This is a genomic window from Isoptericola sp. NPDC056134, from assembly GCF_042264825.1.
GTDB classification, from domain to species: Bacteria; Actinomycetota; Actinomycetes; order Actinomycetales; family Cellulomonadaceae; genus Isoptericola; species Isoptericola nanjingensis.
On the sequence record NZ_JBHJVM010000008.1, the window covers coordinates 59,653 to 72,259 of the forward strand.

Consider the following 12,607-nt stretch of genomic DNA (forward strand, 5'->3'; position numbering starts at 1 on the left):
CGACGAGACCGTCGATATGGTGCGCTGGCCGGGGTCGGCGCACCCGGCCGCCCACCCGCGCCCCAGGAGGATCGCATGACGACCGAGCAGCCCGTCGAGAGCGTCGAGACCGTCGACGTCGTGGTGATCGGCACCGGCCCGGGCGGGGAGGACGCGACCGGCCGGCTGGCCCGCGCGGGGCTCGACGTCGTGGCCGTCGAGGCGCGCCTCGTCGGCGGCGAGTGCCCGTACTTCGGCTGCATCCCGACGAAGATGATGGTGCGCGCGTCGGACGCGCTCGCCGAGGCCCGCCGCGCGGCCACGCTGGCCGGGCGGGTCGACGTCGCGCCGGACTGGGCGCCCGTCGCGGCGCGCGTGCGCGACGAGGCGACCGCCGACTGGGACGACACCGCCGCCGTCGAGCGCCTGGAGAAGGCGGGCGCCCGCGTCGTGCGCGGCCGCGGCCGCCTGGTGGGTTCGGGCGAGGTCGCCGTGGCGACCGCGGACGGCGAGCGCCGCTTCCGCGCGACGCGCGGCGTCCTGCTCAACCCCGGCACCGAGCCCGCGGTGCCGCCGGTCGACGGCCTGGCCGACACCCCCTACTGGACCAACCGCGACGCCGTGCGCGCCACGGAGGCGCCGGCGTCGCTCACCGTGCTGGGCGGCGGCGCCATCGGCTGCGAGCTGGCGCAGGTCTTCGCCCGGTTCGGCACGGCCGTCGAGGTGGTCGAGGCGGGCCCACGCCTGCTGGCGCTCGACGAGCCCGAGGCGAGCGCGCTCCTCGCCGGCCGCTTCGCCGCCGAGGGCATCGGCGTGCGTACGGACGCGAAGGTCTCGTCGGTCTCGCACGACGGCGGCGGGTTCACCCTGACCCTCGGCGACGGCACGCAGCTGGTCTCCGAGCGGTTGCTGGTCGCCGCGGGCCGGCGCACCGACCTGAAGGCGCTGGGCGTCGCGACCGTCGGCATCGACGACTCGGGCCGCACGATCCCCGTCGACGACCGGATGCGCGCGGCGGACGGCGTCTGGGTCATCGGGGACGTCACGGGCAAGGGGGCGTTCACGCACGTGTCGATGTACCAGGCGCGCATCGCCGCCGCGGACATCCTCGCGGCCGGGGGCGGCGGAGACCGCGACGACGACGAGCGGGCCGACTACCGCGCCGTCCCGCACGTGACGTTCACCGACCCGGAGATCGGCGGCGTCGGGCTCACGGAGGCCGCCGCCCGCGACGCCGGGCTGACGGTGCGCACCGGCCTCACCGACCTCGCGGCGTCGTCGCGAGGGTTCGTGCACGGGCCCGGCAACGAGGGCCTCATCAAGCTGGTCGAGGACGCGCACGCCGGTGTGCTCGTCGGCGCGACGGCCGCCGGACCGGCCGGCGGCGAGATCCTCGCCGTCCTCACGCTCGCCGTGCAGGCGCGGGTGCCGGTCAGCGAGCTGCGGCACCTGATCTACGCCTACCCCACGTTCCACCGCGCGATCGAGAGCGCGCTGGCGGACCTCCAGGAGGCGTGACCGGGCACACTGCAGCACGCGTGGCCACCACTTATCCTGTGATGGCCCATGACTGAAATGACCGAGTTCGCCGCCCCGATGCCCTCCCGCCCAGGCCTCCGCCTCGACGCCCCGCACTCGCCGCGGTGCCCGGCATGACGCCGAAGGACCCGGCCGACGAGCCGGCGGGCGGGCACGTCGTGCTCGGCGGGAAGTACGTGCTGGGGGACATCCTCGGCACGGGTGGCACGTACACCGTGTACGAGGCCTCGCGCCTGCCCGGCGAGTCCGACGAGACGGGCGACGCGACGGGCGACGAGACCCCGCTCCTCGTCAAGGTGCTCCACCCGCACCTGGTCGACGACGAGGCGGCGCGCGCCAGCCTCGCCCGCGAGGTGGCGGCGTCTGACCTGATGGACCATCCGGGCGTCTCGAAGGTCCTCGACACCGGGGAGGACGAGGTCGCGGGCGCGAACGTCCCCTGGCTGCTCATGCGACGCCTGCCAGGCACTCCCCTGTCGGAGCTGGCGGCCGGCACCGGCATGCCCTGGCCCGAGGCGCTCACCGTGGTGGCCGGGCTGCTGGACGGCCTCGCGGCCGTCCACGAGGCCGGGCTGGTGCACCGCGACGTCGGCCCGCGCAACGTGGTGGTCGACCGGCACGACGACGGCAGCATGACCGTCGGTCTGCTGGACCTGGGCCTCACCGCGCCCGGCGGAGGCGACGGTGACGGCGAGCGCGTCGCCGGCTCGGCGTCGTACATGTCCCCCGAGCAGGCGCAGGGTCGGCCGCTCGACGGCCGCAGCGACCTGTACTCGGTCGGGGCGCTCGCCTACTTCGCGCTCACGGGCCATCCCCCGTACGAGCGTGCCCGGCCGGGCGACGTCCTGCTCGCCCACGTCGGGGCGCCCGTGCCCGCGCCGTCGGCCCGCCGCCCCGCCGTGCCGTCCGCCGTGGACCGGTTCGTCGCCCGCGCGATGGCGAAGAGCCCGGCCCGGCGGTTCCCGACCGCGGGCGCGATGGGCCAGACCGTCGCCACGCTGCTCGGCGGAGCGCCGCCGGCGTGGGCCGCGCCCGCCACGGCAGGGCCGGAGACCCCCGACGGCGACCAGACCATGACGATGGGCCAGATCGTCGCCGAGGACCCGCACCGGACCGCGGCGATCGGCGCCGCCGGCCTCGCGGCCGCCGCGGCGGCGGGCGCCGAGGCGGAGCTCCAGCGCACCCGGATGCTCGGTGCCGTCGACGCGACCGAGGCTCTGACACCGGACGACGGTGCGCCGACGGAGCCCCTCGCGACCTCCGGCGACGAGCCGACCGAGGTGCTGGGCGACCCGCCGCCCGAGCCGCCCGCGGACACCCCCGTCGGCGGGGTGCCCGCGGCCGAGGAGCCCGAGCCGTCCCGCCGGCGTCGGATCCTCCTGATCGTCCTGGCCGCGATCCTGGTCGCTGCCCTCGGCGCGGGGGCGTTCTGGCTCTTCGGCGACACCGACGGCAGCGGCCCGGTCTCGCCGGTCACCCCCAGCCCGTCGCCGTCGTCCACCCCGTCTCCGACGCGCAGCACGACCGCCCCCACGACACAGGCGCCGGCCGAGCCGACGTCGCGCCCCGAACGGACGTCGACACCCACCCCGACCAGCACCCCCACGCCCAGCGAGACGCCGTCGGAGACCCCGACGCCGACCGAGACCCCCACGTCGACCCCGACGCCGACGGACGAGCCCACACCGACGGACGAGCCGACCGACGAACCCACCTCGTCGCCGACACCCACCGACGAGCCGACGGAGCCGGACCCGGAACCGACGGACGAGGAGACGACTCCTCCGGCCGAGCCCGAGCCCAGCGGCGGACCCGACGACAGTGCCGGGGGCACCGGCTCGACCCCGGCCTCCTGACCGGCCCACGCCCGGCGCCCACGGCGCGATGGTTCACAGGAACCGCATAGCCACGCGCTCAACGCGTCCCAGGCGCGCTCCCTAGCCTGCGGATCACCCGTCGCCTGCCCGGCGGCACCGATCCAGGGAGTCGAGGGTGTTGCTCCAGCGCTCACGGTCGTCCGCGACCCCACCATCGTCGGGAAGCCCCGCCGACCCGCCCGCGCCCGACGAGACCGCGTCGGGAGCCGGCGGCCACGACGACGGCAGCCCCGACGACCCCGGGAACGGCGGCCCGGCGACGCGCCGCGGTCGCGTCGCCCTGCGGCTGCGCGGGCGACGCCCCGGACGCCGCGCGATCCTCGTCGGCGCGGTCGCCGTCGTCGTGGTGGCCGCGCTCGTCGTCTGGTTCACCGTGCTGCGCCCCCGCGCGGCCGAGCCGGCGACGGCGGCCGCTCAGACGACCACCGCCCAGGCGAGCACCGCGACGTTCGAGCAGGCCGTCACGACCACCGGCACCCTGACCCCGAGCGTGCAGGAGGACGTCTCCTTCGAGGCCTCCGGCACGGTGCAGAGCGTCGAGGTCGCCGAGGGCGACACGGTGACGAAGGGCCAGACCCTCGCGACCATCGACACGCTCCAGCTCGACGCCGCCCTCGCCCAGGCGAAGGCCGACCTGGCCCAGGCCGAGGCGGACCTCGCCGACGCCCGCGACGCCGACGACGGCTCCGACGCCGCCGAGGCGGCCGTCGAGGCGCGCGAGAGCGCGGTCGCCGTCGCGCAGCAGTCGGCCGACGACGCCGACGCCGCGATGTCGGACGCGACCCTCAAGGCGCCCGCGGCGGGGGTCGTGACGTCGGTCGGCGTCGCCGTTGGCGACACGGTCGGCACGTCGTCAGGCAGCGGCTCGACCTCCGACCAGGGCGGCGGGTCGTCGGTGCCGAGCGCGTCGGGCGGCTCCGGCGGCGGCGCGTCGTCGGGCACGTCGGGGTCCTCGGACACCGCGGACACCGCGGAGTTCACGATCGTCGGCACCGACGCGTGGACGGTCGACGTGAGCGTCGGCGAGGCGGACGTCGCGTCGATCGCGAAGGGCGACCAGGTCGAGATGACCTCGGACGACCTGACCGACACCGTCTTCGGCACGGTGAGCGAGATCGGCCGGCTGCCGTCGACGTCGCAGGGCGCGGTGGCCTACCCGGTCACGGTCGCGGTGACCGGTGACCCGGAGGACCTGCACGACGGCGTGAGCGTGGACGTCTCGATCGTCACCGAGCGCCGCAGCGACGTGCTGTCCGTCCCGGCGGCCGCCGTGAGCACCGGCGACGACGGCGCCTCGACCGTCACGCTCGTCGGCGACGACGGCTCGACCACCGAGCAGGCCGTCGAGACGGGCGACACGTCCGGCCAGCTCGTCGAGATCACCTCCGGGCTGTCCGAGGGCGACACCGTCCAGTACACGACGTTCACCCCCGGCGCCGGGCGCGGCCAGGGCGGCGGACAGGGCGACCTGCCCGAGGGCTTCGACCCGTCGCAGCTGCGCGGCGGCGGCCAGGGCGGTCTCCCCGAGGGCTTCGACCCGTCGCAGATGGGCGGCCCCGGCGGCGGCCGGGGAGGGAACTCGTGACCGCGCCGACCACGGCAGCCGCCGTCGGCCTCGCAGCGTCCGCGCCCACCGCCGGCCCGGTCATCGACCTGCGCGACGCGCGCAAGACGTACCGCACGGGCGACCTGGAGTTCGAGGCCCTGCGCGGCGTCGACCTGCGCATCGAGCGGGGCGAGTACGTGGCGATCGTGGGCCCGTCCGGCTCCGGCAAGTCGACGCTCATGAACGTGCTGGGCTGCCTCGACACGCTCACCGCCGGCACCTACCGGATCGCGGGCGACGACGTGGACGACATGGACGAGACCGACCTCGCGAGCGTGCGCAACGAGCAGATCGGCTTCGTGTTCCAGCAGTTCAACCTGCTGCCCTCCTTGTCGGCGCTGCGCAACGTGGAGCTGCCGCTCGTCTATCGCGGCGTCGCCCCCGTGGAGCGGCGCGCTCGGGCCGCGCAGGCGCTGGAGCGCGTCGGGCTCGGCGACCGCACCGCGAACCGGCCCGGCCAGCTGTCGGGAGGCCAGCAGCAGCGCGTCGCGGTCGCCCGTGCCCTGGTGGGCGAGCCCGCGCTGGTCCTCGCGGACGAGCCGACGGGCAACCTCGACTCGCGCTCCACGGCCGACGTGCTCGACCTGTTCGACGCGCTGCACGCCCACGGCCGCACCATCGTGCTCATCACGCACGAGCACGAGGTCGCCGAGCGCTCGCGCCGCGTCGTGCGGGTGCTCGACGGGCTGATCACGTCCGACGCCCCGAGCGGCCGGGCGGTGGCGCCATGAGCTGGGCGGAGACCCTCGCCACCGCGTGGCACGCGATCCGCGCGCACACCATGCGCTCGCTGCTGACCGTGCTCGGCATCCTCATCGGCATCGCGGCGGTCATCCTCACGGTCGGCCTGGGTCTCGGCACCCAGAAGGACGTGTCCGAGGACATCAGCTCGCTGGGGTCGAACCTGCTCATCGTCACGCCCGGGTCGTCCACGGACTCCTCCGGGGTCCGCGGCGGCTTCGGCTCCGCCTCCACGCTCACCGTGGCGGACGCCGAGGCCCTCGGCTCGGACGTCGCGGTCCCGGACGTCGCCGCGGTCACCGCGGAGAAGGAGTCGTCGCAGTCCGTGGAAGCCGGCGACACCAACTGGACCACGACCGTCACCGGCGTCACCGGCGACTGGCTGGGCGTACGCTCCCGCGAGCTCGCGTCGGGAGAATTCGTCGACGCCGGCTCCACCGACGAGGTCGTGCTCGGCCCCGAGACGGCGACGGAGCTGTTCGGCTCCACCCGCGTCGTGGGGCGGACCGTGAGCATCGCCGGGACGACGTTCGACGTCGTCGGCGTCCTCGAGGCCGCCGGGTCGAGCGCGTCGACCAACCTCGACGACACGGCCGTCGTGTCGATGACCGCCATGACGTCCGGCATCACCGGCGGTACGGACACGTCGGTCAGCACGATCTACCTCAAGGCGACCGACACCGACGCCGTCTCCGCCGCGTACCAGGAGGCGCAGTCGCTCCTCCTCGCGCTGCACGGCGCGACGAGCGCGGACGCCGCCGACTTCACGATCGACTCGCAGGACTCGCTCGTGTCCACGGCGACGTCCGTCTACCGCACCCTCACCGTCCTGCTCGCCGGCGTGGCGGGCCTGTCCCTCCTGGTGGGAGGCATCGGCGTCATGAACATCATGCTCGTGTCCGTCAGCGAGCGGACCCGCGAGATCGGGCTGCGCAAGGCCCTCGGCGCTCCGCCCGGGGCGATCCGGCGGCAGTTCCTCACGGAGGCGTCGATCCTCGGCGTCACCGGCGGCCTGGTCGGCGCCGGCCTCGGCGTCCTCGCCGCCGTGACCCTGCCCGGCGTGCTCGGCTCGTCGATCGTCGTGTCCCCCGTCGCGGTGGCCGGCTCGCTCGCCGTCGCGCTCGCCATCGGGCTGGTGTTCGGCGTCTACCCCGCCGTCCGTGCCGCCCGCCTCGCCCCCATCGACGCGCTCCGCAGCGAGTAGCCGTGCCCCGCGACCAGCCACGAGCGGCGACCGGCCGCGCCCTTCCCCCACGTCCCGGAGAACCCCATGAACACCCGTCCCGCACCCTCCCGCACTCCCCTGGCCCGCACCGCCGCCCCCGCCCCCGCCCGACGCCCGCGCGCCGCGCTCGCCTCGTTCGGCATGGTCGGCGTCGTCGGCCTCGCGCTCGCGCTCGCCGGGTGCTCGTCCTCGGACGCCGCCACGTCCGACGGCACTCCCGCGGCCGAGGGCCAGCAGCAGGGCCAGCAGCAGGGGCGGGGAGCGCCCGACGGCGGCGGCCGCGCCCCCGGCGTCTCGGGCGAGGTCGCCGCCGTCGACGGCACGACGGCCCAGGTGCAGGGCGACGACTCCCAGACCGCCGTCACGTGGACGGACGACACCACGATCACGGTCACCGTCGACGGCTCGCTCGACGACGTGACCGTGGGCTCGTGCGTCGTCGCGACGACGGGCGGGATGCCCGGCGGGGGCGACGCGGCCGACGACTCGGGCTCCGCCGACGAGGGCTCCGCGGCGTCGTCCGTCGCGGTGAGCGAGCCGGTGGACGGCGAGTGCACCGGCGGCTTCGGGGGCGGCCTCCCCGGCGGCGGCGGTGGCGGCGAGCGCCCGGAGGGCGCTCCGTCCGACATGCCGACCGACATGCCGTCGGGGATGCCGACCGACATGCCGTCCGGGGGTCCGGGCGGACAGGGCGGCTTCGGCGGCATCACCACCGGGAAGGTCACGGCGCTCGACCGGTCCACCCTCACGGTGACCACCACCTCTCGCGACGGCGAGTCGGCCGAGGAGACCGTCACCGTCGACGACGCCACCGCCTACACCGTGCAGCAGGGCGGCTCGGCCGACGACGTCAGCGTCGGGCAGTGCGTCACGGCGCAGGGCGAGGAGGACGACGGCGGCGCGCTGACCGCGACGAGCCTCACCGTTTCCTCCCCCGGCGACGACGGCTGCTCCACCGGGTTCGGCGGCCGCGGCGGCTTCCCCGGCCGCTCGGGCGGTGACGGCGATGCGTGACGCGGCCGTGCGCCGGCGCCGCGCGACGCGACGCCGGCTCGTCGCGGCGGGCGTCGTGGTGGTGGTGCTCGGCGCCGGAGGCACGGCGTTCGCGCTGCGGCCCGCCGACACCCGCTACCGCACGGTGGAGGCCACGACCGGTGACGTCGCGCAGCACGTAGCCGTCAGCGCCACGGTCGCTTCGGCGAGCCGCGCGGACACGACGTTCGGCGCGTCCGGCACCGTCGCGTCGGTGCAGGTGGCCGCGGGCGACGAGGTCGAGGCGGGCGACACGCTCGCCACGCTGGACGCGGACGAGCTGCAGGAGGCCGTCGACGACGCCTCCGGGTCGCTCGCGGACGCGAAGCAGACGCTCGCCGACGACCTGGAGGCGCAGGCCTCCGGGACCGCCAGCACGTCGGGCAGCACGACGTCCACCCCCTCGTCCGACGCGGCCGGCTCGGGCGACGTGCAGCCGAGCTCGGCGGCCACCGGCACCTCGACCGGCACCGGCACCGCGACGGTGCAGCTCGTCAGCGCGACGAGCACGACGTCTCGCGTCACGGCGGGCGCGGCGGCGTCCCCCGCCACCGCCGGCGACACCGCCGCCCTCGAGCAGGCGGTCACGGACGCGCGCGCGGCGCTCGCCGCCGCCCAGGAGGACGTGCAGTCGGCCCAGGACGCGCTGCTCGACGGCTACGAGTCCGTGGAGGACGCGCTCCTCGACGGCGCGACGGCGCTCAGCGCCTCGGGCGACGCCGTCAGCGCGGCGACGGGTGACGACAGTGCGTGCGCGGCCGTCCTCGCCGCAACCGACGCCGCAGGCGACGGGGCGGGCGACGGGGCCGGCGACGGGGCCGGCGACGGGGCCACGGACGACGACTTCGCCGCCTGCGTGGACGCGATCGTCTCCGCCCAGGAGGCGCTCGTCGCCACCGACACCGCCCAGCAGGCGACAGGACAGGCCGAGAAGGCGCTCACGGACCTCGTGGCCGACCTGGAGGACGCCGTGACGACGCTGGGCGAGAAGGCAGACGCGCTCGACGACGCGGTCCAGGCCCTCGAGGACGCCGACACGTCCGGCTCCGGTGGCGGGGCCACCGGCGGCGACACCCCCGCGGGCCAGGCGCCCGAGGCGGAGTCCGGCACCGGCGACACCCCGCAGGGCGACGCGCCGAGCGGCACCGACGACGGCTCGACGCCCTCGGGGTCCGCCGGCTCGGGTGACCTGCCGAGCGGGTCCGGCGGATCCGGCACCTCAGGCATGGGCGGCGCGCCGTCGGGCGGTACCTCGGGCACGGACGGCGGGTCCGGCACCGGCGCGCTCGGCGGCGCCGCGGCGACGTCGGGCACGGTCACGGCCGAGCGCATCCTCGCCGACCGCGCCGCGGTGACGGTCGCGCAGAGCGAGGTCGACATCGCGGAGGCGGCAGCCGCGGCGGGCACCCTCACGGCTCCTGTCTCCGGCACGGTCGCGCAGGTCGACGCCTCGAGGGGCGCGAGCGTCAGCGCGGGCGACGCGGCCGTGACGATCCTCGGCAGCGGCGGCCACGTCCTGTCCACGACGCTCGACCTTGCCGAGGTCGGGTCGGTCGAGGTGGGGCAGCCCGTCACCGCGACGGTTCCGGCGACCGGCGGCGAGTACACCGGCTCGGTGAGCAGCGTGGGGATCCTCGACTCCTCCGAGACGTCGACCCCTGCGTACGCGGCGACGATCGCGCTCGACCCGTCGGACGACAGCCCGTCCGACGACGGCTCGAAGGACGCCGACGCGGAGGGCGACCTGCCCGAGGGCGCCTCGGCGTCGGCGACGATCGAGGTCGCGACCGTGGACGACGTGCTCGTCGTGCCGACGTCGGCCGTGAGCGCGGACGGCTCCGCGCGGACGGTGCGCGTGCTCGACGGAGACGCCGTCCGCACCGTCACGGTCACGACCGGCGCCGTCGGTCCTGAGCGCACCGAGATCACCGACGGGCTCGCCGCCGGCGACGAGGTCGTGCTGGCCGACCTCGACCAGCAGCTCGTGCAGGACGACGACGAGGAGGGATCGGGCGGGCTCGGCGGGCTCGGCGGCTCCGACGAGCAGACCGGGCCGCAGAGCGGCTTCCCGGGCGGCGGGTTCCCCGAGGGCTTCCAGCCGCCCTCGGGTGGCTCACGCTGAGCGCGGGGCGGCGTCCCCCGTGCGCCCACGCGGCAGGCGGACGGTGAACGTCGTCCCCGTCGCACCCGGCAGACGTTCGCCGGCCGTGGCGGACCGGACCGCGATCGTGCCACCGTGGGCGGTGACGATCGCGTCGGCGATCGCGAGGCCGAGGCCGGTCGAGCCCCCGGCCCGGTGGCGCGACGCGTCCCCCCTCGTGAAGCGGCGGAACAGCGCCGGCCGCAGGTCGGGCGTGATGCCCGGCCCGTCGTCGGCCACCTCGATCTCGACGGCGTCCGGCCGGTCCACCAGCCGCACCGCCACGCGCGTCCCCGCGGGCGTGTGCGTGCGGGCGTTCGCGAGCAGGTTCGCCAGCACCTGACGCAGGCTCGCCTCGTCGCCGGTCACGACCAGCGCGTCCTCGCCCGGCTCGGCGTCGTCCCGGGCGACGCCGCCGTCCTCGCCGCCGTCGCCCGGCAGCGCCAGCGCCCACTCGTGGGCGGGACTCGCGGCGTGCGCGTCCATCACCGCGTCGACGGCGAGCGACGCCACGTCGACCGGCTCCAGGTCGAGCGGCCGGCCCGCGTCGAGCCGGGCGAGGAGCAGCAGGTCCTCCACGAGGCCGGTCATGCGCACCGCCTCGGACTCGATCCGGTCGAGCGAGCGCGCCGTGGCGCCGTCCTGCTCGTCGGGGGCGCGGCGCACGAGCTCGGCGTAGCCGCGGATGGTCGCGAGCGGTGTGCGCAGCTCGTGGCTCGCGTCCGCGACGAACCGGCGTACCTGCTGCTCCGACTCGTGCCGCACCTGCAGCGAGACCTCGACGTGGTCGAGCATCCGGTTGAGCGCGGCGCCCACCTGCCCTACTTCCATCCGCTCGTCCGTGAGCTTCTCGGGCACGCGCGGGATGCCGGCGACCGCGCCCCGGGAGAGCTCGAGCTCGGACACCCGGACCGCGGCCTCGGCGACGTCGTCGAGGGGACGCAGCGAGCGCCGCACGAGCCACGCTCCCCCGACGACCGCGGCCGCCAGGCCCGCCGCCCCGAGCGCCACCTGCACGAGGACGTAGCCCTGCAGGGTCGCGGCGACGGTCGCGGTGCTGGCGGCGACGACCGCGTCCTCGCCGTCCTCGCCGGTCCGGTGCACCGCCCGGAACGCGCCGAGGTGCGGCACGTCGACGGCGTGCGCCCGGCCGTCCGCGGGCACCGCCTGGAGGGCAGCGACCTGCGCGTCGTCGAGGGTCGTGCGCTCCAGCGCGTCCGACACGTGGTCGGCGAGCTCCAGCTCGCCGTCCACGGAGCGCACGACGGCGCTGCCCGGGCCGAAGCCCGCGGGGAAGTCCGACGGGTCGTCGGTCAGGGCGGGCGGCGGGGCGGCGTCCTGGCCATCGGCGCCGTCCGCACCGTTCGCACCGTCCGCGCCGTCGACGCCGGGCGGCCGGGGCCCCGGGCCCTCGACGAGGCGCAGGCTCGCCTGCTCCAGCCGCTGGTCGGCCTGCGCGACGAGCTGGGAGCGCAGCACCGCCGTCGAGACCGTCGCGAGGCCGACCGTCACGACGACGACCACCGCGGCGAGCACGACCACGAGGCGCCGTCTCAGCGTGACGGGCCTCCGACCCGCCCGCCCACGACGGTCACCCACGGACGCCACCCTCGTCCGGGGCCGCCGCCGGCCTGAGCACGTACCCCACCCCGCGGAGCGTGTGGATCATCGGCTCCCGCCCCTTGTCGATCTTGCGGCGCAGGTAGGAGACGTACAGCTCGACGATGCTGGACTGGCCGCCGAAGTCGTAGTTCCACACGCGGTCGAGGATCTGGGCCTTCGACAGCACCCGGCGCGGGTTGCGCATGAAGAACCGCAGCAGCTCGAACTCCGTCACCGTGAGGTGCAGCTCCACGCCCCCGCGCCGCACCTCGTGGGCGTCCTCGTCGAGCTCCAGGTCGCCGACGACGAGCACCCCGTCCTCGGACCGCGTCACCGCGCCCGCGCGGCGCAGCAGCCCGCGCACCCGGGCGACGACCTCCTCCAGGCTGAACGGCTTCGTCACGTAGTCGTCGCCGCCCACCGTGAGGCCCGCGACCCGGTCCTCGACGGCGTCGCGCGCGGTGAGGAACAGCACGGGCATCCGGGCACCCTGCGCGCGCAGCCGTCGCAGCACCGTGAACCCGTCCATGTCCGGGAGCATCACGTCGAGCACGACGAGGTCGGGGACGGTCTCCCGCGCCAGGCGGAGCGCCGACGCGCCGTCGGGCGCGGCGGCGACGTCCATCCCCTCGAGCCGGAGGGCGGTCGTGAGGAGCTCGGCGAGGTTGAGCTCGTCGTCCACCACGAGCGCGCGGACCGGCGCCCCGTCCGGTCGGGCGAGGAGCGGCTGGTCGGGGCGCCCGACGGTCGTGAAGGAGGGCACGGAGGACGACGTCATGGCGCCAGCCTGCGGCCCCGACCCCCGCGCTCCCTGTGCCGAACCTGTGAACCGCCTATGTCTTCGCCCGCGAACCCGCAGATTACAG

Annotated in this window: 9 protein-coding genes; 7 read left to right on the forward strand and 2 right to left on the reverse strand. The window is 76.3% G+C overall.

The genetic code is table 11. The annotated features are described in order from the left end of the window. Positions 1-75: 75 nt before the first annotated feature. The 7 genes from ACFCZN_RS09855 to ACFCZN_RS09885 all read left to right on the forward strand — a co-directional run bounded on the left by ACFCZN_RS09855 (position 76) and on the right by ACFCZN_RS09885 (position 10,121). Positions 76-1,497, forward strand: a complete 1,422-nt coding sequence (locus tag ACFCZN_RS09855) for a dihydrolipoyl dehydrogenase family protein (RefSeq protein ID WP_430556650.1) — start codon at positions 76-78, stop codon at positions 1,495-1,497. 134 nt (positions 1,498-1,631) lie between these two features. Then, positions 1,632-3,374: a protein kinase gene (locus tag ACFCZN_RS09860; protein ID WP_430556651.1), complete on the forward strand. Its 1,743-nt coding sequence runs from the start codon at positions 1,632-1,634 to the stop codon at positions 3,372-3,374. A 136-nt stretch (positions 3,375-3,510) separates the two neighbouring features. After that, positions 3,511-4,980, forward strand: a complete 1,470-nt coding sequence (locus tag ACFCZN_RS09865; protein ID WP_430556652.1) for an efflux RND transporter periplasmic adaptor subunit — start codon at positions 3,511-3,513, stop codon at positions 4,978-4,980. Beyond that, positions 4,977-5,732 (forward strand): ABC transporter ATP-binding protein, encoded by a 756-nt coding sequence (locus tag ACFCZN_RS09870; RefSeq protein WP_430556653.1) that lies wholly within the window; start codon positions 4,977-4,979, stop codon positions 5,730-5,732. Before ACFCZN_RS09865 ends, ACFCZN_RS09870 begins: the two co-directional genes overlap by 4 nt. Beyond that, positions 5,729-6,946 carry an ABC transporter permease gene (locus ACFCZN_RS09875; protein ID WP_430556654.1) on the forward strand — a complete coding sequence of 406 codons (1,218 nt, stop codon included), beginning with the start codon at positions 5,729-5,731 and terminating at the stop codon, positions 6,944-6,946. Before ACFCZN_RS09870 ends, ACFCZN_RS09875 begins: the two co-directional genes overlap by 4 nt. 66 nt (positions 6,947-7,012) lie before the next feature. Continuing rightward, complete coding sequence (locus ACFCZN_RS09880; RefSeq protein ID WP_430556655.1) at positions 7,013-7,981, forward strand: DUF5666 domain-containing protein; 969 nt, start codon at positions 7,013-7,015, stop codon at positions 7,979-7,981. Then, the gene (locus ACFCZN_RS09885) at positions 7,974-10,121 is read left to right on the forward strand and encodes a biotin/lipoyl-binding protein (RefSeq protein ID WP_430556656.1); all 2,148 of its coding nucleotides are present in this window, start codon (positions 7,974-7,976) and stop codon (positions 10,119-10,121) included. Before ACFCZN_RS09880 ends, ACFCZN_RS09885 begins: the two co-directional genes overlap by 8 nt. On the opposite strand, the gene ACFCZN_RS09890 is transcribed toward ACFCZN_RS09885, so the two are convergent. Both ACFCZN_RS09890 and ACFCZN_RS09895 read right to left on the reverse strand, forming a co-directional pair. Then, positions 10,113-11,681 (reverse strand): sensor histidine kinase, encoded by a 1,569-nt coding sequence (locus ACFCZN_RS09890; protein ID WP_430556657.1) that lies wholly within the window; start codon positions 11,679-11,681, stop codon positions 10,113-10,115. The genes ACFCZN_RS09885 and ACFCZN_RS09890 overlap by 9 nt on opposite strands. Before the next feature lie 49 nt (positions 11,682-11,730). Then, positions 11,731-12,519: a response regulator transcription factor gene (locus tag ACFCZN_RS09895; RefSeq protein WP_430556658.1), complete on the reverse strand. Its 789-nt coding sequence runs from the start codon at positions 12,517-12,519 to the stop codon at positions 11,731-11,733. Positions 12,520-12,607: the final 88 nt, after the last annotated feature.